The organism is Pseudomonas sp. R15(2017) (assembly GCF_002112685.1).
In the GTDB taxonomy this organism is placed as follows: Bacteria; Pseudomonadota; Gammaproteobacteria; order Pseudomonadales; family Pseudomonadaceae; genus Aquipseudomonas; species Aquipseudomonas glycinae.
Genome location: NZ_NEII01000015.1, coordinates 39013 through 62255, shown reverse-complemented (window position 1 = coordinate 62255; position 23243 = coordinate 39013). Strand labels below are relative to the sequence as shown.

General features: G+C 60.6%; 28 protein-coding genes. All 28 read left to right on the top strand.

Annotated features, from left to right (window positions below; genetic code table 11):
• The first annotated feature begins 98 nt into the window (after positions 1-98).
• A complete protein-coding gene (locus CAF77_RS25845) occupies positions 99-833 on the top strand; it encodes an XRE family transcriptional regulator (protein WP_045121746.1) in 735 nt (244 codons plus the stop codon).
• Positions 834-1360: 527 nt separating this feature from the next.
• Positions 1361-1780 (top strand): tail fiber assembly protein, encoded by a 420-nt coding sequence (locus CAF77_RS25840; protein WP_064379027.1) that lies wholly within the window; start codon positions 1361-1363, stop codon positions 1778-1780.
• 124 nt (positions 1781-1904) lie between these two features.
• Complete coding sequence (locus tag CAF77_RS25835) at positions 1905-2330, top strand: tail fiber assembly protein (RefSeq protein WP_223290640.1); 426 nt, start codon at positions 1905-1907, stop codon at positions 2328-2330.
• A 143-nt stretch (positions 2331-2473) separates the two neighbouring features.
• On the top strand, positions 2474-2665 hold the full coding sequence (locus tag CAF77_RS25830; RefSeq protein ID WP_084776901.1) for a Com family DNA-binding transcriptional regulator: 192 nt from the start codon (positions 2474-2476) through the stop codon (positions 2663-2665).
• A 4-nt stretch (positions 2666-2669) separates the two neighbouring features.
• On the top strand, positions 2670-3248 hold the full coding sequence (locus tag CAF77_RS25825; RefSeq protein WP_064384039.1) for a DUF642 domain-containing protein: 579 nt from the start codon (positions 2670-2672) through the stop codon (positions 3246-3248).
• Positions 3249-3358: 110 nt separating this feature from the next.
• Positions 3359-3697 (top strand): phage holin family protein, encoded by a 339-nt coding sequence (locus tag CAF77_RS25820; RefSeq protein ID WP_064379028.1) that lies wholly within the window; start codon positions 3359-3361, stop codon positions 3695-3697.
• 74 nt (positions 3698-3771) lie between these two features.
• Positions 3772-4293, top strand: a complete 522-nt coding sequence (locus CAF77_RS25815; RefSeq protein ID WP_064379029.1) for a hypothetical protein — start codon at positions 3772-3774, stop codon at positions 4291-4293.
• A 3-nt stretch (positions 4294-4296) separates the two neighbouring features.
• Positions 4297-4905, top strand: a complete 609-nt coding sequence (locus tag CAF77_RS25810; RefSeq protein ID WP_064379030.1) for a phage baseplate assembly protein V — start codon at positions 4297-4299, stop codon at positions 4903-4905.
• A 14-nt stretch (positions 4906-4919) separates the two neighbouring features.
• A complete protein-coding gene (locus CAF77_RS25805) occupies positions 4920-5252 on the top strand; it encodes a hypothetical protein (protein WP_007954853.1) in 333 nt (110 codons plus the stop codon).
• Positions 5249-6244: a baseplate J/gp47 family protein gene (locus CAF77_RS25800; RefSeq protein WP_064379031.1), complete on the top strand. Its 996-nt coding sequence runs from the start codon at positions 5249-5251 to the stop codon at positions 6242-6244. Before CAF77_RS25805 ends, CAF77_RS25800 begins: the two co-directional genes overlap by 4 nt.
• Positions 6241-6876 carry a phage tail protein I gene (locus CAF77_RS25795; RefSeq protein WP_064379032.1) on the top strand — a complete coding sequence of 212 codons (636 nt, stop codon included), beginning with the start codon at positions 6241-6243 and terminating at the stop codon, positions 6874-6876. The genes CAF77_RS25800 and CAF77_RS25795 overlap by 4 nt, the downstream gene beginning before the upstream one ends.
• Entirely contained in the window at positions 6877-9819 is a 2943-nt protein-coding gene (locus tag CAF77_RS25790) for a tail fiber protein (protein WP_085655606.1), read from the top strand.
• A gap of 9 nt (positions 9820-9828) precedes the next feature.
• Positions 9829-10374, top strand: a complete 546-nt coding sequence (locus CAF77_RS25785; RefSeq protein ID WP_064379033.1) for a DUF4376 domain-containing protein — start codon at positions 9829-9831, stop codon at positions 10372-10374.
• 101 nt (positions 10375-10475) lie between these two features.
• Positions 10476-10661 (top strand): hypothetical protein, encoded by a 186-nt coding sequence (locus CAF77_RS25780; protein ID WP_039771239.1) that lies wholly within the window; start codon positions 10476-10478, stop codon positions 10659-10661.
• Positions 10662-10663: 2 nt separating this feature from the next.
• The gene (locus CAF77_RS25775; protein ID WP_064379034.1) at positions 10664-11830 is read left to right on the top strand and encodes a hypothetical protein; all 1167 of its coding nucleotides are present in this window, start codon (positions 10664-10666) and stop codon (positions 11828-11830) included.
• The gene (locus CAF77_RS25770) at positions 11830-12336 is read left to right on the top strand and encodes a phage major tail tube protein (protein WP_064379035.1); all 507 of its coding nucleotides are present in this window, start codon (positions 11830-11832) and stop codon (positions 12334-12336) included. The genes CAF77_RS25775 and CAF77_RS25770 overlap by 1 nt, the downstream gene beginning before the upstream one ends.
• Before the next feature lie 99 nt (positions 12337-12435).
• A complete protein-coding gene (locus tag CAF77_RS25765; protein WP_064379036.1) occupies positions 12436-13017 on the top strand; it encodes a phage tail assembly protein in 582 nt (193 codons plus the stop codon).
• Positions 13018-13145: 128 nt separating this feature from the next.
• Positions 13146-15344: a phage tail tape measure protein gene (locus CAF77_RS25760; protein WP_064379037.1), complete on the top strand. Its 2199-nt coding sequence runs from the start codon at positions 13146-13148 to the stop codon at positions 15342-15344.
• Complete coding sequence (locus CAF77_RS25755) at positions 15341-15724, top strand: phage tail protein (RefSeq protein WP_064379038.1); 384 nt, start codon at positions 15341-15343, stop codon at positions 15722-15724. Before CAF77_RS25760 ends, CAF77_RS25755 begins: the two co-directional genes overlap by 4 nt.
• Positions 15717-15929, top strand: a complete 213-nt coding sequence (locus tag CAF77_RS25750) for a tail protein X (protein WP_064379039.1) — start codon at positions 15717-15719, stop codon at positions 15927-15929. Before CAF77_RS25755 ends, CAF77_RS25750 begins: the two co-directional genes overlap by 8 nt.
• A 9-nt stretch (positions 15930-15938) precedes the next feature.
• A complete protein-coding gene (locus CAF77_RS25745; RefSeq protein WP_064379040.1) occupies positions 15939-16967 on the top strand; it encodes a hypothetical protein in 1029 nt (342 codons plus the stop codon).
• A 61-nt stretch (positions 16968-17028) separates the two neighbouring features.
• Complete coding sequence (locus CAF77_RS25740; protein ID WP_064379041.1) at positions 17029-17613, top strand: hypothetical protein; 585 nt, start codon at positions 17029-17031, stop codon at positions 17611-17613.
• Positions 17610-17789 (top strand): DUF2635 domain-containing protein, encoded by a 180-nt coding sequence (locus tag CAF77_RS25735; RefSeq protein ID WP_007954893.1) that lies wholly within the window; start codon positions 17610-17612, stop codon positions 17787-17789. The genes CAF77_RS25740 and CAF77_RS25735 overlap by 4 nt, the downstream gene beginning before the upstream one ends.
• Positions 17789-19285, top strand: coding sequence for a phage tail sheath subtilisin-like domain-containing protein (locus CAF77_RS25730; RefSeq protein ID WP_064379042.1), 1497 nt, complete (start codon positions 17789-17791; stop codon positions 19283-19285). Before CAF77_RS25735 ends, CAF77_RS25730 begins: the two co-directional genes overlap by 1 nt.
• Before the next feature lie 67 nt (positions 19286-19352).
• The gene (locus CAF77_RS25725) at positions 19353-19700 is read left to right on the top strand and encodes a phage tail tube protein (protein ID WP_007908779.1); all 348 of its coding nucleotides are present in this window, start codon (positions 19353-19355) and stop codon (positions 19698-19700) included.
• Positions 19697-19993, top strand: coding sequence for a phage tail assembly protein (locus tag CAF77_RS25720; RefSeq protein WP_003222226.1), 297 nt, complete (start codon positions 19697-19699; stop codon positions 19991-19993). Before CAF77_RS25725 ends, CAF77_RS25720 begins: the two co-directional genes overlap by 4 nt.
• A gap of 130 nt (positions 19994-20123) precedes the next feature.
• Complete coding sequence (locus tag CAF77_RS25715; RefSeq protein WP_064379043.1) at positions 20124-22019, top strand: hypothetical protein; 1896 nt, start codon at positions 20124-20126, stop codon at positions 22017-22019.
• Positions 22006-23241, top strand: a complete 1236-nt coding sequence (locus CAF77_RS25710) for a DNA circularization protein (RefSeq protein ID WP_085655605.1) — start codon at positions 22006-22008, stop codon at positions 23239-23241. The genes CAF77_RS25715 and CAF77_RS25710 overlap by 14 nt, the downstream gene beginning before the upstream one ends.
• Positions 23242-23243: the final 2 nt, after the last annotated feature.

The window sequence follows — 23243 nt, the reverse complement described above, 5'->3', positions numbered from 1 at the left end:
GGCCGGGTGACATCTATCTGGTGCAAAAACGTCGACTATGCACGATTTATGCAAATCAGCATTTGTCTTCGCGAAAAACTTCAAGCACTATGCGCGTTATGCAAAAACGCAACGTATCCTCCGTCTTAAGAGCACTGCTCGATCAGCACGGGATCTCCCCCACGGAGCTCCACCGTCGCACCGGCGTGCCTCAATCCACGCTCTCGCGAATTCTCAGCGGGAAGATCGTCGATCCTTCAGATAAGCACATCTCGAAGATCGCCGAGTACTTTGCCGTGAGCACCGACCAGTTGCGCGGGCGCGCGGATGTTGCGCCCGCCGCCAACGCCGGACGCGACGAGTTGCATTCCGAACTCAAGGACATAAGCCTGTGGGACGACGACACCCCCGTCGATGACGACGAGGTGTCGGTGCCCTTTCTTCGCGAGGTTGAATTGGCTGCTGGATCAGGAAGATTCGTCATCGAAGAGAGCGAACGCTCCAGCCTGCGCTTCGGCAAACGCAGCCTGCGCCATAACGGTGTGCAGTTCGATCAGGCCAAATGCGTGACGGTACGGGGCAACAGCATGTTGCCGGTGCTGCGCGACGGTGCCACGGTTGGGGTCAACGCGGGAAAATGCGGGATCGGCGACATCATCGATGGCGACCTTTATGCGATCAACCACAACGGTCAACTGCGGGTGAAGCAGCTTTATCGCCTGCCTACCGGTATCCGTCTGCGCAGCTTCAATCGCGATGAGCATCCGGACGAGGACTACAGCTTCCAGGACATGCAGGAAGAGCAGATCGTCATCCTCGGTCACGTCTTCTGGTGGGGCATGTACGCCCGGTAACCCGATCCCTTTCGGATAAAACCCGCCTCGGCGGGTTTTTTTTCGCCTGTAGAAAACCGGGCAACCCTTGATTGGCGGGGCTTCCATGCATCCGCGCATTTCTCGTGCATAAATAAATGCATTTACGCATTGACTGTATATGCATCCATGCATATTCTTGCCACCAAGCCGCTCGACAAAGCGGCTGGCAACAACAGCTCTTTAGTTCCACAAGAACAGGCAGCGATGGACCGGCCTCAACGGTTCAGAGGGTTGGCAACTGACCCGGGTGTGCAGCGTAAAGCACCAGAAGCAGTTATCCGGCGGGCAGGGACCGCGGTCGGAAAAACAATTTGAATGGACTCGTACCGCGCCAGTAGCGCCGAAAAGTCAGCTTCCTTCACGTACACAGGATTGAAGGAAGGCAAAGGAGTGCATTACTGAAAAGCCCGGCGGGTTGCCGGGCTTTTTGGAATGCCTACTGAGCTCATCGCTGCACCCCCCTCTGCAATAAAGCAATCGGCTGAACAACAACCAAGGAAATCAGGATGAACCGTTACGTACTCACAATATATGCGAATTACATCATCGTTCTTCAGGTGCTGGATACTGATGGACCGCTGCCGGCCATACCTCTTGGTGAACCGGATGCCGCATGGCGAGATGTCACCGGTGATACCACCGCGCAACCGGGAATGAGAATGGATTACGGTCCATACGGGGTGACGTTCAGTGCGATCCCCGTCTCCGAGCACGAGTGGATCAACAATGCCCGCATGCAGCAACGGTTCGACGCAGCCGAACGCTGGCTGAGGTTCAACCCGCTGCAATACAGGCTGGATCTTGGCATCGCCAGTCCGGCAGATGAGGCGGCGCTGGTTGCCTACAAGCAGTACGTCGTTGCCGTAAGCGAAGTGAAAAAACAATCCGTGTTCCCGGTGCTCGACTGGCCGGTGGCTCCTTTCTGACTTACTTCCAGTGAAAGCGCATTACTGAAAAGCCCGGCGAATTGCCGGGCTTTTTGGAATGCCTGCCCGATGCAGTCAGATCAACGTATGCCGAGATATCGGCGATCCAATAAGGATGTGAGCAATGAGCTTGAAAAAATATGCACGTGTAGTGAATGGCAAAGTCGACAACATTTTCGAAACTGCCAATCCGATCACCGAAGAATTTCCCGGCGATCAAGTGTGGGTCGACGTTACCGCCACCTTGGCTGGCCAGGTCGATTACGGCCATAACGCAGTCAACACCGACGGCGTCTGGTCTTTTGCACCCGAGTTCCCTTGGGGCCAATCGGTGTTGGGCGAACAACTGCGCAATGAGAAGACGCGTCGGTTCGACAACGTAGTCACTCGTGTCGCCGCCGCCGGTCTGCAATACAAAGTTGATCTGGGCATTGCCACTACAGCGGAGCAGGTGTACCTGGCCGCGTTCAAGGAGTACTGCGTGGCCTTCACTCAGGTCAATAAGCAGCCGGGTTTTCCGGTGACCATCGTTTGGCCTGAGTTGCCGTAAAGGCGCAAGAGCGCACTACTGAAAAGCCCGGTCCCTGTGCCGGTCCCTGTGCCGGGCTTTCTGGAATATCCGCCTGATGCAGGCGCTTCAACAAAGTTTCGCGGCATGAACATGGCCTGGCAGGGAATCAAAAGGATTTGCCGATGTTGAAAGAGTGCCGCTGTGGCAGCTGCAAACGACTGCTCGCCCGGGTGGGTAGGTACACAGAACTCCAGATCAAATGTTCCCGCTGCGGAACATTGAATCATGTGAAGGCCACGAGTCTCGAGCGATCGCCTGTGAGCGACATGCGTGCTGCATCGCCAGCACAACCTGATCAATCTCCTCATAGGTAAAGACATGAATATTCTCAAGAAATACGTAGCTCCGTTTCTCGCTATTGCACTGCTGGGCAATGGCGGCAGCGCAATCGCCGCCAACCTCCTGGTGAACGGCAGCTTTGAACAATCGACATGCGGTGGTGGCTGCATTCTGGACACCCCGGCAAAAACCAATGCCATCACAGGCTGGACGACGTTCCTGTCCGGTGCCGAATACTTCAACATGCCCAATGCCATCGGCGGTTCTGTGGCAGCAGATGGCGTGATGATCGTCGACCTGGCCAACTACGTTTATGGCAACGGTGGCGGGATTCAGCAGAATTTCGCGACCACTCCGGGCGCCAAGTACCGTCTGACTTTCAGTGCCGGCAACTCCCGATTCGCCAGCCGCTCCGGCGACGGTGTCATTCAGGTGAAAGTGGCCGGGCAAACCGCTACGTTCAACACACCGACAGCCAAAGGCGTCGCGGTCGAGTGGAGCACCGTCACTTACGAGTTCACCGCGATTACCGCGCAGACAACTCTGGCGTTTTCCAACGAGCAGAACCCGTACGCCAACTACGCCTTCATCGACAACGTCATTGTCGAGCGCCTGTAACTGCTGAATGCGCGGAACCTGTAGCTGTTCTTCCCCGCTTCAGAGGCGACACCCGTCCGGTGTCGCCTCTTCACTTCTCTTCATTCATCAACGCTTTCAGGAGGCGTGACATGACAACCGAGCAACAAGCATTGGCTGACATGCCGATCTGGCTGGTCATCCTCCTTGCCGTCGTGGGCGGGGTGTCCGGCGAAATGTGGCGCGCCGACAAGGAAGGCGCCCGTGGCTGGCCACTACTGCGACGCCTGGCCCTGCGCTCCGGCGCCTGCATGATCTGCGGTGTCTCGGCGATCATGCTGCTGTATGCCGCCGGGCTGTCGATCTGGGCCGCCGGGGCATTTGGTTGCCTCACTGCAATGGCCGGTGCCGACGTCGCCATCGGCCTTTACGAACGCTGGGCTGCCAAGCGCATCGGCGTCTGCGAAGTTCCGCCGCGCGACCCGCAATAACCCATTCACTTTCCTGTCTCGCTGCACGCCGTGCGGCGGGACTTCGCGTGGACATCAGAAAAAGGAGGTCAAGCATGCCCACACCGATCCAGCAGCCTTCGCAGCTGTTCACGGCGATGGCGACAGCCTTGCGCAACAGCTCCGAGCTGAACGTGCAGGTCGGTAATCACGATGACTTCACGACCCCCGGCGACAAGGCCTGGGTGCTGATCGACATCGAGCGAAATGCATCGGGAGAGCGCGCCGCCACCGGGCGCATTGCCCATGTGCTGACGCTGTCGCTGCAAGTCATTCCGGCGCTGTCTGCCACGGCGTTTGCCGCCTGTGACCTGATCGCCGCCCTGAAGAATCTGGTCACCGACAACCGTTGGGGCTTGCCCGGCGATCAATGCGATCTGCCGATGAACATCGATGGATTACCTTCACTGGCGATTCGCGCCGATCAGCCAAACAAGGCGTGGACCCTGACATTCAACCAGACCCTCTATCTTGGCCCGACCTTGCTCGACGACCCGCTCGGCACACCGAAATTCGCCCGCACCTGGGAAGTCAGCGACATCGACGATCCCGACCAATACACCTCGCTGGAGGCCTGATCGATGTTCGACGCGTTACTGCGAATGCAGCTGGGCCCGATCATCGAGCGCCTGGCCGAGATGGAAGCGGAGATCGAAGACCTGCACCGGCGCGCCGAGAGTTATTGCCGTATCGGCATCTGTCAGGAAGTCGATGCCGCCAGTAACACCTGCCGGGTCAGCCACGGTGGATTGCTCACCCCGGCCATCAAGTTCTTCAACCCGAGTGCCGGCGCGCAGAGCGAGTCGCGGATCCCGACGGTGGGCGAACAGTGTCTGCTGCTGAACTACGGCAGCGGCGAAAGCGGTGCACAAAGCGTGGCGCTGTTCGGCCTGAACAGTGACCGTTTTCCGCCGACCTCGACGATCCCGACGTTGACTCGTCGCGTCCATCAGGACGGCAGCGAAAGCGGCTACGACGACGCCACGCACACGCTGCACTGGCAAAACGGTCCGGCCGCCTTCAACGGTTCTCGCGAAGCGCTTGTGATGAGCATCGGTCCGGCACGGCTGGCGATGACCCCGCAAGCGATCAACCTGCAACTGGGCGCGGTCGGCCTGACCATCGACGCCTCGGGCGTGCATTTCAGCGGCCCGTTGGTGGATCACCAAGGCCGTGTCATCAGCCCCTGAATCAAGAGCTTCCCATGATCGGAATCGATAGAGACAGCGGGGCCACGGTCGACGACTGGCTGCAATTCGTGCAGCGCGCGACCCGGGCCCTGACCACGCCGCTGGGCACCCGGCAAAAACGGCCCTTGTACGGTTCGCTGATCCCCACGCTGCTGGGGCAGAACCTGGGCGACGACATCCTGTTGCTCGCCCAGAGCCACGCGGCCCAGGCGTTCTACAACCCGCAAAACGGCATCGGCGATTTCCAGCCCGGCGTGATCGTCGCCACCCGACAGGGCGCGGGATTGCTGTTGCGATTTGCCGGCACCTGGAAAAACCGCCAACAGACTTTCGAGGTCGTGACATGAGCATGTTGATCCCTGGCCAGAACCAGTTGGCCGAACCCTCCTTGATCAAGGTCGATGCCTTCGAGGATCTGCTCGCCGAGTTCAAGACCTTCGTCGTCGAGTACGTCGGCGCACGCTCGCCGCAGAGCGCGGAAAAGCTCAAGACCAGCCTGGAAAACGAAAGCGAACTGCTGACATTGGCACTGGAGGCTTTCTGCGTTCGCCTGCAAACCCACGAACGCAAATACAACGCCCGGATCAAGCAGATGCTGGCGTGGTGGGCCACCGGCAGCAATCTTGATGCGCGGTTGGCGGACATGGGCCTGGAGCGACAGTTGCTCGATCCGGGCGACCCGGCGGCATTCCCGCCGGTGCCTGCGATTTACGAGAGTGATGATGACGCCCGGCTGCGCTATTACCTGGCGCCCCATGCGCCGGCGGCGGGCTCGCGGATGCAGTATCGCCGCGAGGTGTTCACCCTCGGTGAACGGCCGACAGTGAAAGTCGAATCCACCGATGCGGGTGTTGTGAATGTCACTTACACCTTCGACCCGGACGGCCTCGCCGCGCAGGTCAAGGATGGCAATGGTCGCCGCACCGCGCCCGGCGAAGTGCAAGTTACCGTGCTTGCCCGCGAGGGCGACGGTACACCGTCCCCGACGCTGCTCGAAGGTGTACGCCAACACTTTGCCCGGCCCGATGTTTGTCCGGAGACGGACAAGGTCACAGTCAAAGGCGCAGAGATTCAGCGCTACACAATCCGCGTCGTGGCAAAGATCAATTCGGGCCCGGATTCGGGTCTGACCAAGGTCGCCGCGCAGCAGCATTTGCAGGCCTACGCCGACAGTTGCCATCGCCTGGAAGGCCGGGTCGATCCGAGCTGGATCGACTACACGCTGCACAGCGCCGGCGCCGTGCAATTGCAGATTCTTGAACCGCTGACGCCCATCGTGTGCAGCGCATTTCAAGCGCCGTACTGCACGGCGGTCGAAGTCGAGGTGCAGACGCTATGACCGATCAGACACCGCGTCCGACCCTGCTGCCAGCCAACAGCTCGGCGCTGGAACGGGCCCTCGACATCGGCTTCGGCGCATTGCTTGATCGCGTCGCGCCGCCGTTTCCCGAACTGATGAACCCGGCTTCGACACCTGTCGCGTTCCTGCCGTATCTGGCGGCGGATCGTGGTGTTGCCGAATGGAGCACCGACGCACCGGAAGCAGAAAAACGCCTGACCGTCGAACTGGCCTGGCCCACCGCGCGCCAGGCCGGCACTCGCAAGGCGCTGGAGAACGCCGCCAAAGGTTTGCAACTCAGGCCGGAAATCCGCGCTTGGTACGAACAGACACCGCCCGGCGAGCCTTACAGCTTTTCCGTGCGGGCCTTCAGCGAACAACCCTACAGCGAAGAAATCGACGCCCGTCTCGACCGGCGCCTGGCTGATGCCAAGAGCGAGCGGGACATGCTGTCGGTTTCGGTAGGGCTTAGCGCCTTCGGCAATCACGTCATCGGCGCCGCGACCTTCTGCGGTGAGTTGACCACGGTCTATCCGGTGTTCATCGAAGGGCTCGAGACATCCGGCGAGGCCTTCATGGCGGCTGCGCTGTACACCGTCGAAACATCCACTATTTATCCTCAGGGGGCCTGAATGGCTGACTATTACACCCTGCTCACCAACGCAGGGATTGCCTACGAAACGGCGTGCAAGGCCGCGGGCCTGCCGATCAAGCTGACGCAGATTTCCGTCGGCGATGGCGGCGGCGCGGTCTACAACCCGGCCGCGACGGCTACCGCGCTGAAACGCGAAGTCTGGCGCGGTCCGCTCAATGCGCTGTTCCAGGACGAGAAGAATCCGAGCTGGCTGCTCGCGGAAGTGACCATTCCGCCAGACGTTGGCGGCTGGTATGTGCGTGAAGCCGGACTGTGGACCGACACCGGGATTCTCTACGCCATCGTCAAATACCCGGAGTCGTTCAAACCGGTGCTGGCCACGTCCGGCTCGGGCAAAGAGTTCTACATCCGCTCGATTTTCGAGACCAGCAATGCCTCGCTGGTGACGCTGTTGATCGACGACACCGTGGTCAAGGCCACTCGCGCCTGGGTCATGAGCTACCTCGCCGAAGAACTCGGCAAACTCGACGGCAAACAGTCGGTGCGCGTCGCCGCCACCGCCAACGTGGTGTTGAACGGCGCGCAGCAGATCGACGGCGTAGCGGTGATCGCCGGTGACCGCGTGCTGCTGCCGAACCAGACCCTGGCCAAGGACAACGGCCTGTGGATTGTGGCGAACGGCGACTGGATTCGGGCCAACGATGCCAACGTCAGCGCCAAGGTCACCCCGGGCCTGACGGTGATGGTGGAAGAGGGCACGCTCAATGGCGACTCGCTGTGGCACCTGACCACCAATGCGCCGATCACCCTCGGCACTACCGCGCTGACATTCAAGATGCTCGCGGGGCGTACCGGGATTGCTGCCGGGACTTACAAGAGTCTGAGCGTCGACGAATATGGCCGCGCGACGGCCGGCTCCAATCCCGACACGCTGGCCGGTTTTGGTATCAAGGATTCGTACACCAAGGCTGAAGTCGAGGCGCTGATTGCCAAGGCATCGGCGTTGCCGGTGGGGTCGATTGTCGCGTTCCCGGTTGACTCGCCACCTCCGGGCTTTCTGGAGTTGGACAACAGCGTCAAGAGCAGCGCGACCTACCCGGACCTGAGCGCCTATCTGGGTGGCAAGTTCAACAAAGGGGATGAGGGTGTCGGGAATTTCCGGTTGCCGGAAGCGCGTGGGGAGTTCTTGCGGGGTTGGGATCATGGGCGCGGAGTTGACCCGGGACGGGCGATAGGCGCCTTACAGAGTGACCTCTTCGGCTCCCACAGCCATACCCATATTCCCGACAACTCAAAGGGCATTTCGAATATTGCGGTCGGGACTGTAGCGGGGTCAGGGCAATATGCAGTGACCGATGGCGGTAATGTGACCGGGTTTGTCGGTGGCTCTGAAACCCGTCCCCGCAACATCGCCGTCATGTGGTGCATCAAAGCCTGGAGCGCGCCGGTCAATCAGGGAAACATCGACGTAGCGGCACTGGTCAAGGAAGTTTCCCGGCTTGGATCTGCCGTTCCGGTGGGTGCCGTCATGGCATTCCCGACGGGGATCGTACCGCCCGGCTTTCTTGAGTTGAATGGCAGTGTGCAGAGCACTTCGACTTATCCGGATTTGGCGGCATATCTCGGCACCACTTACAACAAAGGTGATGAGGGTGCAGGCAACTTCCGGTTGCCGGAATCACGTGGTGAGTTCCTGCGAGGCTGGGATCATGGGCGAGGTGTAGACCCAGGTCGGGCGATTGGCAGTTGGGCGCCTGATGAGCTTAAGTCTCACGTTCACCAGGTTGATGCGCCTGCCAATCCGAGCGGATTTGGCCAGGACAAGGTCGCTCGTGGCAACCGCTCCGACAGCAACGGAACACCACAGACGACTGCCACTGGCGGTTCGGAAACCCGTCCGCGCAGCATTGCAGTCATGTGGTGCATCAAGGCCTGGAACGCGCCGATCAATCAGGGAAACATCGACGTCGCCGCACTGGCCAATGAAGTCGCACAGCTCAAATCTTCCGTTCCGGTCGGTGCTGTCCTGTCGTTTCCAACGGGCGTCGTTCCTGCCGGTTATCTGGAGCTGGACGGCAGTGTGCAAAGCATTGCGACCTATCCGGATCTGGCGGGTTATCTCGGCACAAAGTTCAACAAGGGGGACGAAGGTGCGGGCAACTTCCGGTTGCCGGAATCTCGCGGTGAGTTTCTGCGTGGTTGGGATCATGGTCGCGGTGTTGACGCTGGTCGGACAATCGGTAGCTGGCAAAAAGCGACGTTGGTTGCGCACGATGCGGTGACCTCGACAGCGCAGGCTATCCAAGCTGCCGCCTCATCTTGGAAACTCAATCCAGACAATAGTGGGAAGTCTCACCCGGTACTTGGAGGCGACGTTGCCTCTGCGGCCGACTATCCTTCCGCATTTTTCTCTTCTGGCGAAATCACCTCCCCTGTATCGCTGAATCAGGCGGCGCTGTTTACTGATGGGCACCTGGTTGGCACCCGTCCGCGCAACCTCGCCGTCATGTGGTGCATCAAAGCCTGGAACGCACCGGTCAATCAGGGAAGCATTGATGTCGCAGCGCTGGCTCCTCTGGCCCAGCAAGCGACCGAAATCAAACACGGCACAGCCAAACTCGCCACTCAGGCGCTGACCGATGCCGGGGCTGACGACACCACAATCGTGACACCCAAAAAACTCCGCTGGGGATTTCAGATTCTCAAGGAAATCAACGGGTACATCATTTTCCCGTCCTGGCTCGGTGGATTGATCATTCAGTGGGGCAGGGTCTCCGGAAATGGTGGTACGGACATCGCCACCGCATTCCCGATCGCGTTTCCCAATGCCATGTACAGCCTGAACGCGACATTGAACTACACCCCAGGGTCGGCAGTGAACGGGTATGTGGATGTCGGTGTGTCAAGTCTCACTTCGTTTTATGGAAAACATACCTTTCCCGGGGTCACGGTCTTTCATTGGGTCGCGGTGGGCAGTTAAGGAGAGATCATGAAATACGCACTGTTTGACGAGAATTCGAACTTGCAAACCTGCCTGATTGAAGGGGTTCACCCGATCCCCGCTTCGGCAGTCAAAGTCGATGACAAGTTGTTTATCAGGTTGACCCAGGAGGCCGATGGTATCTGGCGTCGAGTAGGCGATGAAATTGTCAAAGCGCCTTTCCCGCAAGTAACTCCTGATTATGCGCAACGGGTCGCCGACGAGCGCTATGAGCGGGAGGACGCGGTCGTTTCTGTGGAAGGTCTGACTGTTGCAACCTCCCGTGACAGCGCGGGGATGATCTATGGCGCTGGCATCTCGGCGATCCTCGATCCTGATTACCGCTGCAACTTCAAAACGCTCGAGGGTTTCGTCGAGATCGGCGCGCAGCAGATTCTCGCGATTGCCAAAGCTGTCAGGGCGCACGTGCAGGCTTGTTTCGACCGCGAACTGGAATTGCTCCAGGCAATCGAGGACGGCACGTACTCCGATGAAATGCTCAAGGAAGGCTGGCCCGATTCCATGCCAGCTTCACCGACCTCCGAGCCACAATAAAACGCCCCGCACCCCGGGGCGTTTTCTTTGACGCCCAATTCATTCAACACCCGCCAAGCCCCTCCCAACGAGGGGCTTTCCCGTTTATGGAGAAACGAAAAATGGCAACCCGCCAAACCTACACCGTGCTCGTTCCATTCCCCACCGGCGGTGGGCACTGGTCGAGCGTCGGCCAGGAACTCGATCTGCTCGACGTCGAAGCCAGCGCATTGCACAGCGCCGGTCGACTGGAGCTGAAAACACCTACCACCAAGGCCGTGAAGGCCGCTGCCAAGAAGGCTGACTGACTATGGCTGAGGTTCTGAACTTCGAGCACAACGGCATTACCGTCAATGCCACCGAATCCCCCGAGGCCATGGGGGGCCTGGGCGACAACGTCATCGGTCTGGTCGGCACCGCGCCGAAAGCCGATCCGCTGATTCCGCGCAACGCACCGTTTCGCATCAACAGCTTCACCACCCATGCGCTGCTCGATCCGACAGGTTCCGAAGAGGGCACCCTGTACCACGCCGTCTACCAGATCCTCAAAGTGGTCAAGGTGCCGGTGTACGTGGTGATCGTCGAAGCGGGCGCGACCCCGGCCGATACCGTCAACGCCGTGATCGGCGGTGTTGAACCGGCCACCGGCCGCAAGCTCGGTCTGGCCGCACTGGGCAGTGTCCCGGAAGACCTGACCATCATCGGCGCGCCGGGCTTCACCGGCACCAAGGCTGTGGCCAGCGAGTTCGCCTCGTTCGGCAAGCGCATCAAGGCCCGTGTGGTGCTGGACGGCAAGGACGTCTCGGTCGCCGATCAGGTGCTGTACAGCCAGGAACTGGGCGGTGCGGATCTCGGTTTCGACCGTTGCCTGGTGGTGCACAACATGCCTGCCGTGTACTCGAAAGCGGCGAAGAAAAACGTGTTCCTCGCGCCATCCAGTCTGGCGATTGCCGCGCTGGCCAAGGTCAAGCAATGGGAAAGCCCGGGCAACCAGGTGACCTACGCCGAAGACGTGTCGCGGGTCGTGGAATACAACATCCTCGACACCTCCACCGAAGGCGATCTGCTCAACCGCTACGGCGTCAGCTACTACGCCCGCACCATCCTTGGCGGCTTCTCGCTGCTGGGCAACCGTTCGATCACCGGCAAGTTCATCAGCTACGTCGGTCTGGAAGACGCGATCAGCCGCAAGCTGGTGAAGGCCGGCCAGAAAGCCATGGCGAAGAACCTGACCAAGTCGTTCATGGATCAGGAAGTCAAACGCATCAACGACTGGCTGCAGACCCTGGTCGCCGACGAAACCATTCCCGGCGGCAGCGTGTATCTGCACCCGGAACTCAACAGCGTCGAGAAGTACAAGAACGGCACCTGGTACGTGGTCATCGACTACGGCCGCTACGCGCCGAACGAACACATGGTTTATCAACTCAACGCCCGCGATGAAATCATCGAGCAGTTCCTGGAGGACGTTCTCTAATGTTTACCAACCGTAATAGACAAGCCATCGCGGCCACCCTGCAAGGCCTGCCGCTGTCGGCGACCGTGGAGGAATTCACCCCGCCGAAGATCGAATTCGATGTGGAAAACATGACGGGCGGGCGCTTCATCGTCGAGGAAATGGCCAAGAGCGCCAAGGCACTCGGCGCCAAGCTGATCCTGCAGGGCACCGGCCCGGAAATCATGCTTGCACTGGGTGTGAAGCTGGGCGAAGACATCCTGCTGAACGTGCGCGAAGCCGGTCAGGATCAGGACGGCAACACCTGGTTCACCTACCACACCGTGGGCGGCAAGCTGAAGATCCTCGATGAGGGCACGATCAAAATGGGCGAGAAACCCAAGACCACGCTGGAGCTCTCCTGCCGGACTTACACCCGCCTGGAAAACGGCGTGCCGGTGATCGACATCGACGTGCGCACCCAGAAGTTCGTGCTCAACGGCGTCGACATCCTCGGTGATGCCCGTCGTGCGGTGCTGATGCCGTAAGTCTCGGCCAGAGGCAATCACAAAACCCTGTGGGAATGGGCAAACCCCGCTCCCACAAGGGAATGCAACACCCCTCAAGAATCACCAAGGAATTCATACATGTCGTGGATGCCACCCAAGCATGACCTGTTGTCGCCGATTACCGGCGACGACGGCTCGCAGATCGAATCGATCCAGCTCAAGCCGCTGTTCTACGCCGCCCAGAAAGAAGCACTGGAACGCGCCGGCGACGACGAAGACGACCAGTTCTTCGAACTGGCGCTGCTGGCCACCGGCTTGTCGGTCAAGGAACTCGACCAGCTCAAGCGTCCGGACTACGTGACCATCGCGCAGTACGTTCACGAATTCTCGACCCGTCCGGCGTCGTTCTTTCTCGAACAGGTCGAAGACGCGGAAAAATCCGATGATCCCGATCAGGTGCAACTGCTGTTGCCGCTCGCCGTCACCGGCCGCACCGTGACTTCGCTGAGTCTGGAAATGCCGGCGCTGCGGGCCACCAAAGTGATGAAGAAACTGAAAACGGCCAAGGAACGCGCCGAGTTCATCACCGCCCATTGCACCGGCCTGATGATCCCCGATCTGGCCCTGTTGAGCGTGCCGGACTGGACGCAATTGCAGGTGCGCATCGACGATTTTTTAAACCAGCCGGCGGCCTTCTTTCAGAACGCGACATCGAAGTAATCCTCGATATCGTGCCGCTCATTTACCCGGTAAGTGAGGCGGAAATTCTGGAGTGGGACGCCGAAAAGGCGTTGCGCCGCTACGACATAGCGATCACTCGCCTTGGCGTGAAACAGGAGTAGAGCGGCATGGCAGAGAGCAAGATTTCGCTCATGAATGCCGGCGACAGCGCCGGCGCAGGGTTTGGCAGTATCACTCTGAGCAGGGCTGCGCTCGCAGGTGCTGGGCAAACCGCGTTGGTTCAGACCAGCGACCTGCGCCAGGCACTGCTGACGGCCAGCGGAAAAATCGTGCTGCTGACTTCGGCAATCGATGCATTGAGCGTGACCCTGTCCGCCTTGCGTGGGTTGCCACAGGCTGCGAGTGCCGGAGCGAAGAGTGAGTCATCCGGCGGGCAGAAAACACCGGAAAAATCCTCCGGGGGCGCTGAGCCTCCCGAGACGCGCAAGGCGGCGATGACCATGGATTCGGCAGCGGCCACTCTTGCGAGTGTGGCGCAGCTTTCCCGCGATGACGGGAAAGACATGGCCCTCACTAGCCTGAAAATGGCCAGTGCCACTCTGGTGGCCGCCGGAGGCACTACCGGGGTTGAGCTGGTCAGGATTGAAACACTGGCAGCCAAGGCGGGAGTCGGCAGCGAAGCGGTAAACGCCGAGGGCAAGAAACGCGAATTGCTCACTTTTGCCAGCGATGCGGCCATTACTGCATCGGCATTCAAAGTTACCGGGCTGGAAGCCGGTGAAATGTTGAAGGTCTGGCGCACTTCGATGAAGCTCTCGCGCGATCAAGCCCTTGATCTGGCGGATGCGGCCAATCATCTCGGCAAAATACCCGGAGATGTCCAGGCGGCTGATATTGGTTCTGTTCTGCAGCAATCAGGCGAGGCGGCAATCAGCGCAGGCTTGCAGCCTGAGCAGGCCGCGGCATTGACGGCAGCGCTGCTGAACAGCGGCGCGAAAAAAGACGATGCCGGCAATGCGTTGAAGAACATTTCCGATGCACTGGGCAAGGGCGATCAAGCCTCGATGGCCGAGAAAGGTGCCTGGAAGCAACTGGGCCTGGATCCCAAGGCAGTGGCCGAAGCCATGCGTGATCCTGACAAACAGAATGCCCAAGGCGCTGTTCTGTCGGTGCTTGCGGCCTTGAATACCAGACCGGTGGAGCAGCGCTCGACATTGGCCCGGACATTGTTCGCGGACAGTGGAGACGCCGCGTTGTCGCTGTCTCAGGACCTCGGCAAGGTGAACGAAGCCTTTTACCTGGTCAGCGACAAAAGCCGATACGCGACATCGAAGCTGGGTGATAAAAGCTCGGTAAGGGAGTCCGCACAGGCACTTGCCAATACTCAGCAGGGGCAATGGAACATCAGGAATGCCCGTGAGGAACGTTTGGCGGTCGCCAAAGGCAATGCACTGGCGCCGGATATCGAAACGCCCGGTGAGAGCCATTCGATAGACAGGCTGAGCGATCTGGCCGAGACCTACCCGAAAACCACGGGTGCAGTTCTGACGGCGACGGCCTGGATCAAACCGGTGTTCGACGCCGTGACCGATGCGGTGGTCGGTGAGCTAAAAGATCGGGGAGGCAAATGGATCGTTGATAAAGCTGCCAGTTACCTTCCCGGTCGTTCAAAGCTCGGCTTGTCTGCAGCAACCTCTGCGACGGCCGTGGTTGAAACTCAGGGCTTGGCTCTGGCCAGTCGCAGTGCCAGCGCTGGCAACGGTCTGAAAATACTCGAACAGACTGCAAGGGTTGCTGCCCCGGGGCTGGAGCCTGTGCTCGCATCGGTGCAGCCGGCCTCGCGCTGGATGCCTTGGCAGGCGAAGGCGGCGATTGGTGCTTCGGCTGTCGCCGCAGGTATTGCCAGCGGTGACAAACAGCAGATCGCGCAAGGTCTCGGTGCCGCTGGTGGCGCCTGGGCCGGTGCGGTCGCCGGCAGCTCAATCGGCGCCTCCATAGGAAGTGTGGGGCTGGCGCCGGGCATTGCACTTGGCGGTTTGATTGGTGGACTGGTCGGGGGATGGCTGGGCGCTGAGGGAGGAGGCTTTTTAGGTGAGAAACTCATGTCCAGCGCGCCGGACAAACTCGCACCGCCGGCCGAAGTCGCCAAAGACCTGGCTGGCGCACAGACGCAAAACCAGCAGGTTTCCTTCTCTCCGACGATCCAGGTCAACTGTCCTGCCCCCGACACTGCCCAACAGATTCAGTCGATTATCGAGCAACAGATTTCCGGTCAATTCCATGGCCAATTCATGCCGCTGCTGATGGGCGGAAACCCACTCGGGACGCGTCGTGATGCAGCCCTGACTGACGGAGCCGGTACATGAAACAACAAATGGCACTGGGCAGTTTCATCTTCGGTTTGTCCCGGGATTTTGCCTACAGCACGCTGTCGCGAAAATCCGAGGGTGGCTGGACCGAGTTGCAGATCCTCAACAGCAAACCCAGATCCCATCAGACAGGACAAAAGCCTGAAACCCTGACCATCTCCGGTACCTCGATGTACGCCGTGGGGATGGAACGGCTCGATGAACTTCGTGCGCTGCAAGCACTGCGTGCACCGTTGCCGTTGATTGACGGCATCGGCCGCAACTGGGGTTTGTGGCGGATCAACAGCATCGACGAAAACCAGAGCGAGGTCATCGATGACGGCACCGCGATGGTGATCAAGTGGGTCATCGGATTGTCGGAGTTCAACAATGCGTAAGGTACGAAGCGTGGCCGGTGATTCGGTGAATCTTTTGCTGTACCGCGAAACCGGTCGCAGCGATGACAGCGCCGAAGAAGCCCTGTGGACACTCAACCCGACCCTGGCCGAGCAGGGCCCGATCCTGCCGGCCGGTGTCTGGGTGACGCTGCCGGAACTCGATTCGAAACCCGCCGCAATCAAACCGGTTCTGGCCTGGGATTAAGGAGGCTGCATGGCACAGGGATTTACGCCGGCGATCGAAATCTACGGCGCCCACAAGGACCTGCTCAACCAGCGCCTGATCAGTTGGGAACACATCGATGCCGCCGGGATGGAGTCCGATCAACTGACGCTGGTGATCGACCTGGAAGGCCTTGAAGGCTTGCCGACCCTGGGCGGAACCATCGGGTTGCGGGTGGGGTATCTGGAGACCGGGCTGGTCGAAAAAGGCCAGTTCAAGGTCACTCGACTGACACCCACGCTGTTCCCGCTGCGCCTGACGCTGGTCGCGACCGCCGCGCCTTTCAGCGGCAAGGACGACACCGGATTCAAGGAACGGCGCACGGCCAGTCATGGCCCTACAACCCTTGGCGGACTGTTTCGCGAGCTGGTCTCGAGACACGGATTCTCGCCGCGCGTGGATCCCGAACTGGCGCTGATCAGGATCGCTCATGTCGACCAGTCGAACGAAACCGACATGGGCTTCATCACACGCCTGGCGAAAAAGTACGACGCGGTGGCCAAACCGTTCAACGACCTCTACGTACTGGCGAAACCGGCACAGCTCAAAAACCTGTCGGGCCAGGTCATACCGGACGTCAGGCTGGCGGTCACCCACAACAATCGACCGGGCGATCACGCCTTCATCAGCGCCACGCTGGAAGAAACCGCCCGCACCCAGAATCAGGGTTGCAAAACCTCATTCTGGGACAGTGCGCTCGGCAAGCTGCGCGAAGTGATCACCGGTTCCGAACCCTATAAGGTCATCCGCCAGAAACTGGCCAGCGAAGAAGAAGCCAAAGCCATCGGCGAGGCCGAAGTGCGCAAGATGCTGCGCGAGAAATACAAGCTGAAGGTCACCTGTCCGGGCGATCCGTTGCTGGCGGCCGAAGGTCTGCTGGTGCTCGACGGTACCTGGCCGGATTTCATGCGCGGGCGCTGGTCGATTGAAAAGGTCACCGCCAGTGGCAAGCGCGAAGAAAGCTATCGCTGTCTGATCGAAGCGACCGGTCGGGATCCCGAGGCAAAAGCCAGGGACTGATCCCCCGGTCTCACCGCCACACACCTCACTGTGGTCACTCACACATCCTGGAACGCTCCCCATGAAGATCTCCCCGATCCTCACGCAGCTGCGTGCGCAATGCCCAAGCCTTGCCGGCCATATCGCGACAGGTGTCGACCTGGTGCTTCTGCAAGGCGACCCGAATCTGCCGATGCCCTCGGCCCATGTTTTACCGCTGGAGGATCTGGCCAGCGCCAGCACCGCACAGAACTCCGCCATCCAGCCGATCCGCGACCGCTTCGAAATCGTCCTGGTGCTTGATGCCACGGACGCTACAAAAGCGCTGGATCTGTTGCACGACCTGCGCGCCGAACTGTGGCGTGCGCTGGTGGGTTTCAAACCCGATTCCAACTACAGCGCCATCGTTTACGACGGCGGCGAAACGGTCTCGATCAACAGCAGCCGCGCGTTCTACCGGCTGCGCTTTTTCGCTGAGTTCCAGCAGGGCCGCAATCTGCCAAGTCAGCCTGCGGAGAGTTGGCACGAACGCGAACTGGACGGTTTGTCGTCCTTTACCGGGGCCACCGTGCGGGTCGATGCGATCGACCCGGCCGACCCCAACCTGAAACGCCCGGGCCCTGACGGGCGCGTGGAAATGACTTTCTCTGGAGACGTAACCCCATGAGCAACCGCATCACCGTAGTGCCGGCCGCCGGCCGTGCCGTGCCGGACCCGGAAGCCGGCGACCTGCTGCCACTGGAAGGCCGTGAAGTGCTGGACAGCGCCTGGTGGCGCCGGCGTCTGGCCGACGGCGATATCACCCTCAAAACCGCAACAGCCAAACAAAAGGGAGCCAAATAATGGCGATCGGATTCAGCAACATTCCTGCGGACATTCGTGTACCGCTGTTCTATGCCGAAATGGACAATTCGGCCGCCAATAGTGCGTCCTCGTCCATGCGCCGCCTGATCGTGGCGCAGGTCAACGACAACATCGCCCCGGGCGAAGTCGGCAAACTGGTGCTGGTTTCCAGCGTGGCGCTGGCCAAGAGCATTGGTGGCCAGGGCTCGATGCTGGCGTCGATGTACGAGACCTTCCGCAAGGCCGACCCGATCGGTGAGATCTGGTGCCTGCCGCTGCACAACGCCACCGGCGCCATCGCCAAAGGCGTGCTGACCCTGACCGGCACCGCGACCCAGGCTGGCGTGCTCAACCTGTATGTCGGCGGCGTCCGCGTCCAGGCTACCGTGGTCAACGGTGCCACCGCTGCCCAGGCGGCCAGCGCCCTGGCCCAGAAAATCAACGCCACCGCCGATCTGCCGGTGAGCGCTGCGGCCGCTGAAGGCGTCGTCACTCTGAACGCCAAATGGACCGGCGAGAGCGGCAACGACATCAGCCTGCAATTCAATCGCCTGGGCAAGAGCAACGGCGAAGAAACCCCGGCCGGCCTGACCACCGCGATCACCGCCATGACCGGCGGCGTCGGTGTGCCGGACCAGGTTGAAGCGGTTGCTGCACTGGGCGATGAGCCGTTCGAATTCATCGCACTGCCATGGTCCGACCTGGCCACCCTCAACACCTGGCAAGCGGTGATGGACGACAGCACCGGTCGCTGGTCGTGGGCCAAGCAACTGTTCGGTCACGTCTACAGCGCCAAGCGCGGCACCGTCGGCACGCTGGTGGCAGCCGGTCAGGCACGCAACGACCAGCACATGACCATTCAGGCGCTGGAGCCGGGCGTTCCGCAACCGGTGTGGGTACAGGCCGCAGCACTGGCTGCGCGCACGGCGGTGTTCATCTCCGCCGACGCCAGCCGTCCGACCCAGAGCGGCAGCCTGCCAGGCGTCGATCCGGCCCCAGCGAGCGAGCGCTTCACCCTGACCGAGCGTCAGTCGTTGCTCAACTACGGCATCGCCACCGCGTACTACGAAGGCGGCTACGTGCGCATCCAGCGCTCGATCACCACCTACCAGAAAAACGCCTACGGCCAGGCTGACAACTCGTACCTGGACAGCGAAACCATGCACCAGTCGGCGTTCATCGTGCGTCGTCTGCAAAGCGTGATCACCAGCAAGTACGGTCGCCACAAACTGGCTTCCGACGGCACCCGTTTCGGCGCCGGCCAGCCGATCGTCACCCCGGCGACCATTCGCGGCGAGCTGATCGCCCAGTACGCCAAGCTCGAACTCGAAGGCCACGTGGAAAACGCCGAGCTGTTCGCCGAGCACCTGATCGTCGAGCGCGACGTGCAGGACCCGAGCCGCGTGAACGTGCTGTTCCCGCCGGATTACATCAACGGTCTGCGCGTGTTCGCACTGCTCAACCAGTTCCGCCTGCAGTACGACGACGTCGCCTGATCGGCCCGTTTGACACTGTGATTTCAGCCCACCTTGCGTGGGCTTTTTATTTGAAGGGAGTAACACCATGGGTCAACTGATTGCAGGCACCTGCTACGTCAAGGTCGACGGTGCACAACTGACTATCAACGGCGGCTGCGAAGCCCCGCTGATGGCCGTCAAACGCGAAACCGTCGTGCCGGGTTTCTACAAGGAAACCGACATCGCGCCGTCGTTCAAGGTGACCGCGCTGCACACCGCCGACTTCCCGCTGAAGAAGCTGATCGAAGGCACCGACATCACCGTCACCTGCGAATTCAGCAACGGCAAAGTCTATGTACTGGCCGGTGCCTACCTGGTCGAAGAACCCGTCTCCAAAGGCGATGACGCCACCATCGAACTGAAATTCGAAGGCATCAAGGGGACCTGGCAATGAGCGGCGCCGTGAAGCTTCAGGTTGCGATCGAAGCTCACGGCGAGCCCCTGACCGAACTCGTCCTGCGCCGTCCGACGGTGCAGGAGGTGCGAGCGATCAAGGCGCTGCCGTACAAGATCGACAAGAGCGAAGAGGTCAGCCTCGACATGGACGTGGCGGCCAAATACATCGCCGTGTGCGCCGGCATTCCGCCGTCGTCGGTCAACCAGCTGGATCTGGCTGACCTCAACGCGCTGAGCTGGGCCGTTGCGAGTTTTTTCATGAGTGCGGCGTCGGAGCCATCACCGACCTGATTTCGGTCGCCTATGACCTGGCCTGGTTCTGGAAGGTTGACCCCGAACAGATGATGGCCAGGCCACTGGATGTGCTTCGCGAATCGCTGGAGCACGCGCAACGGATCAATGCGATGCAGCAGGTGCAGTGATGGCAGAAGAAACCAAAGCTAAAGCGTCGGTGCTGCTTACCGGCATCGACGAACTGTCACCCAAACTCGGCGCCCTGCGAGTGAAGGTCGATGACTTCAAGAAAAACCTCGAACAGACCGGCCTCGGCAAACTCGACATCAGCGGTCTGTTCAAGGGCGGCAGCGTGATTACGCCGTTCGTGGACGGCATCAAATCGGCTGCGGCGTTTCAGGGCAAGCTTGCCGAGGTCAGCGAGACGGCGAAAACCGTCGACCTGCCGGAAACACCGAAAGCCGCCGCGCAGAACATGAATGTGTTCAGCGCATCCATGGAGAAGGTATCCGCTGCGGTGGACGCCGCACTGGTGCCGGCGGTGGGCGCATTGGTGGTCGGGCTGGAGCCGATGCTGACCCAGGTCGGCAGCCTGCTGGCCGACAACCCGAAACTGGTCGAAGGCCTGGCAGCGGGGGCGATTGCGTTTTCCGCCATGCAGACCGCCGTCACCGGTATGACTCAGGTGATGGACGTCATGAGCATGGTGCTCAAGACCAACCCGATCATGCTGATCGCCATGGGCATTGCCGTGGCGGCCGGTTTGATCGTGGCCAACTGGACACCGATTTCCGCGTTCTTCACCGGATTGTGGGAGAGCGTGAAAAATGCCGGGGCCAGTGCAATGGCGACATTGCGCTCGGTACTCGACTGGCGGCCGCTGGAGGCACTGGCGGCGCTGTGGGAACCGGTCACCGGTTTCTTCTCGGGGATCTGGGACAAGGTCAAGGTCGTGACCGCGCCGGTGATCGACTTCTTCAAGTCGGTTTTCTCGTGGTCGCCCGCAGGCCTGATCCTGGAAAACTGGGGGCCGTTGACCGGTCTGTTTTCGGCGATCTGGGAACTGCTCAAGGCCTTGAGTGTGCCGGTGATGGCGTTCCTCAGAGACCTGTTCGACTTCTCGCCGATGCAGATGATCAACAGTGCGTGGGGCGGTGTTGTCGGGTTCTTCGAACCGATGCTCAGCGGCCTGCGAAAGGTCGCGCAACCGGCTAAAGATTTTCTGGTGTCGTTATTCGACTTCTCGCCCATGCAGATGATTACCAGCGCCTGGGGCGGTGTTGTTGCGTACTTCCAGCCGGTGTGGACGACGCTGCAATCGGCCGTGCAAAGCACCCGGGATACGTTGCGGGCACTGTTCGATTTTTTCCCGATGGAAATGATGACCAGCGCCTGGGGTGGTGTTGTCGGATTCTTCGAACCGATCTGGACGGCACTGCAAACGTCAGTGCAACAGGTCAAAGGCTTTTTCACCGGTCTGTTCGAGTGGTCGCCACTGGAGCAGATTGCGCAGTACTGGCAGCCGATCGGTGAGGTTTTTTCGGCGCTGTGGGGTGTTGTGCTGGCGCTGTCCGCGCCGGTCGTGGACTTTTTGCACGGCCTGTTCGAATGGAAACCCCTGGATCAGATCATCGAGAGCTGGGGGCCGATTGTCGGGTGGTTCGGCGAGTTGTGGCAAAAGCTGCAAACCGTCATCGCGCCGATCAAGGAGTTGTTCGATGGAGGTTTCGCCGGGCTGATCGCCAAGGTCACCGGCAAGGTCGAAACCCTGACTGAAGCGCAACGCCAGACCAATGCCGAAGGCAAGGGTGAACTGGCGCCGGCCTTCTTCGGTGCCAGTCCGAAACCCGAGGGTGGCAGTGCGTTGCAGGGCGGTTCGTTGCCGCAATCCTCTGGCGCCCTGATCCAGCAAAGCGCCGCCAACAACCGCACGCAACTCGAAGGCGGCCTGACAGTACGCTTCGAAAACGCGCCGGCGGGGCTGCGCACCGATCAACCGCAAACCAATCAACCGGGGCTGGCGCTCAGTTCGCGCATCGGCTATCGCTCGCTCTCCATGGGAGGTTCCAATGAACTGGCGTGACCGTTTGTTGCCGGCATCCTTTCGCGGTGTCGGTTTCTGGATCGACCAGGCGAAAACCCCGGTCGGTCGCAAGGGGCAGTTGCACGAATACCCGCAACGCGACCTGCCGTTTTTCGAGGACCTCGGCCAGCAGGCCAAGACCCACGATCTGACGGCGTTCATCATCGGTGCCGATTGCCTGGAGCAGCGCGACAAGCTGCTCCAGGCCCTGGAGCAGGGCAGCGGCGAACTGGTGCATCCGTGGCTGGGGCGCTTGCAGGTCAAGGTCGGCGAGTGCGACATGACCCATACCCGCCAGGACGGCGGGATGGTGACGTTCAGCCTGAAGTTCTACCCCGACCGGCCGCTGCCGTTTCCGACGGCGACGGTCAGCACGCAAAAAGTCCTGCTGATCAAGGCCGACGGTTTGCTCGGCTCGGCGGTGGCGCGTTTCGAACAGGCGATGACCCTGATCAAGGCGGCGCGGATCGGCATCGCCAATCTGCGCAACAGCCTCACCGGGGTGTACGACGTGATCAAGGAACAGCTCAAACCGCTGATCGCGCAGTACAAGCAGATCACCGAACTGGTCAGAGCCGTGAAGGAGCTGCCCAAGGAAGTGGCGGCGGAGTTCAAGGGGTTGCTCGGCGATATCAAGGAGCTGAAGGCATTCGCGAAGGAGGGCTACCGTGGCGTGATTGCCGACGTGTCCCAACAGATCGAAGCCATCCGCAAGGCCGACGCGCCGAAAATCACCACCGGCAAGGACACCAACGCCGCCGCGCAAGCGATGGCCAACCTGGTGCAGGACACGCTGATCGTCAAAGTGGCGCAGTGGGTGGCCTCGATGCCGGTGGCGTCGACACCGGTGAAACTGACCTCGACACCCTCGCTGGACCAGCAATCGAAGCAGCCGGTCAGCCGTCAGGAAGTTCCGGTCACCGACGATCTGCAAGCCCTGCAAAAAGAGTTGAACGAAGCGCTGCAAAAGGCCCAGGACAAGGCCGACCCCGCGCACTATCAAGCCATCGCCGATGTGAAGGAGGCGCTGATCGCGCACCTCAAGGCCGTGGCTTCGTCCGGTGTGCGACTGGTCAGCAAAACGTTCCAGGAAACCTTTCCGGCAGTGGTCGTGGCCTACAAACAGTTTGGCGACGCCACCCGGGTGACCGAGGTCATTCAGCGCAATGGTCTGTCTCATCCGGGGTACTCACCCAACGAAGTCAAGGTTTCCAGGGAGTGAGC

Bases quoted from the DNA above. Each gene is read 5' to 3' on its own strand.
- CAF77_RS25760 (WP_064379037.1), top strand. From the start codon at position 13,146: ATGGCAGAGAGCAAGATTTCGCTCATGAATGCCGGCGACAGCGCCGGC.
- CAF77_RS25770 (WP_064379035.1), top strand. From the start codon at position 11,830: ATGTTTACCAACCGTAATAGACAAGCCATCGCGGCCACCCTGCAAGGC.
- CAF77_RS25725 (WP_007908779.1), top strand. From the start codon at position 19,353: ATGGGTCAACTGATTGCAGGCACCTGCTACGTCAAGGTCGACGGTGCA.
- CAF77_RS25825 (WP_064384039.1), top strand. From the start codon at position 2,670: ATGAATATTCTCAAGAAATACGTAGCTCCGTTTCTCGCTATTGCACTG.
- CAF77_RS25775 (WP_064379034.1), top strand. From the start codon at position 10,664: ATGGCTGAGGTTCTGAACTTCGAGCACAACGGCATTACCGTCAATGCC.
- CAF77_RS25720 (WP_003222226.1), top strand. From the start codon at position 19,697: ATGAGCGGCGCCGTGAAGCTTCAGGTTGCGATCGAAGCTCACGGCGAG.
- CAF77_RS25780 (WP_039771239.1), top strand. From the start codon at position 10,476: ATGGCAACCCGCCAAACCTACACCGTGCTCGTTCCATTCCCCACCGGC.
- CAF77_RS25755 (WP_064379038.1), top strand. From the start codon at position 15,341: ATGAAACAACAAATGGCACTGGGCAGTTTCATCTTCGGTTTGTCCCGG.
- CAF77_RS25810 (WP_064379030.1), top strand. From the start codon at position 4,297: ATGTTCGACGCGTTACTGCGAATGCAGCTGGGCCCGATCATCGAGCGC.
- CAF77_RS25835 (WP_223290640.1), top strand. From the start codon at position 1,905: ATGAGCTTGAAAAAATATGCACGTGTAGTGAATGGCAAAGTCGACAAC.
- CAF77_RS25745 (WP_064379040.1), top strand. From the start codon at position 15,939: ATGGCACAGGGATTTACGCCGGCGATCGAAATCTACGGCGCCCACAAG.
- CAF77_RS25805 (WP_007954853.1), top strand. From the start codon at position 4,920: ATGATCGGAATCGATAGAGACAGCGGGGCCACGGTCGACGACTGGCTG.
- CAF77_RS25785 (WP_064379033.1), top strand. From the start codon at position 9,829: ATGAAATACGCACTGTTTGACGAGAATTCGAACTTGCAAACCTGCCTG.
- CAF77_RS25750 (WP_064379039.1), top strand. From the start codon at position 15,717: ATGCGTAAGGTACGAAGCGTGGCCGGTGATTCGGTGAATCTTTTGCTG.
- CAF77_RS25730 (WP_064379042.1), top strand. From the start codon at position 17,789: ATGGCGATCGGATTCAGCAACATTCCTGCGGACATTCGTGTACCGCTG.
- CAF77_RS25715 (WP_064379043.1), top strand. From the start codon at position 20,124: ATGGCAGAAGAAACCAAAGCTAAAGCGTCGGTGCTGCTTACCGGCATC.
- CAF77_RS25740 (WP_064379041.1), top strand. From the start codon at position 17,029: ATGAAGATCTCCCCGATCCTCACGCAGCTGCGTGCGCAATGCCCAAGC.
- CAF77_RS25795 (WP_064379032.1), top strand. From the start codon at position 6,241: ATGACCGATCAGACACCGCGTCCGACCCTGCTGCCAGCCAACAGCTCG.
- CAF77_RS25735 (WP_007954893.1), top strand. From the start codon at position 17,610: ATGAGCAACCGCATCACCGTAGTGCCGGCCGCCGGCCGTGCCGTGCCG.
- CAF77_RS25800 (WP_064379031.1), top strand. From the start codon at position 5,249: ATGAGCATGTTGATCCCTGGCCAGAACCAGTTGGCCGAACCCTCCTTG.
- CAF77_RS25830 (WP_084776901.1), top strand. From the start codon at position 2,474: ATGTTGAAAGAGTGCCGCTGTGGCAGCTGCAAACGACTGCTCGCCCGG.
- CAF77_RS25845 (WP_045121746.1), top strand. From the start codon at position 99: ATGCAAAAACGCAACGTATCCTCCGTCTTAAGAGCACTGCTCGATCAG.
- CAF77_RS25765 (WP_064379036.1), top strand. From the start codon at position 12,436: ATGTCGTGGATGCCACCCAAGCATGACCTGTTGTCGCCGATTACCGGC.
- CAF77_RS25710 (WP_085655605.1), top strand. From the start codon at position 22,006: ATGAACTGGCGTGACCGTTTGTTGCCGGCATCCTTTCGCGGTGTCGGT.
- CAF77_RS25820 (WP_064379028.1), top strand. From the start codon at position 3,359: ATGACAACCGAGCAACAAGCATTGGCTGACATGCCGATCTGGCTGGTC.
- CAF77_RS25790 (WP_085655606.1), top strand. From the start codon at position 6,877: ATGGCTGACTATTACACCCTGCTCACCAACGCAGGGATTGCCTACGAA.
- CAF77_RS25815 (WP_064379029.1), top strand. From the start codon at position 3,772: ATGCCCACACCGATCCAGCAGCCTTCGCAGCTGTTCACGGCGATGGCG.
- CAF77_RS25840 (WP_064379027.1), top strand. From the start codon at position 1,361: ATGAACCGTTACGTACTCACAATATATGCGAATTACATCATCGTTCTT.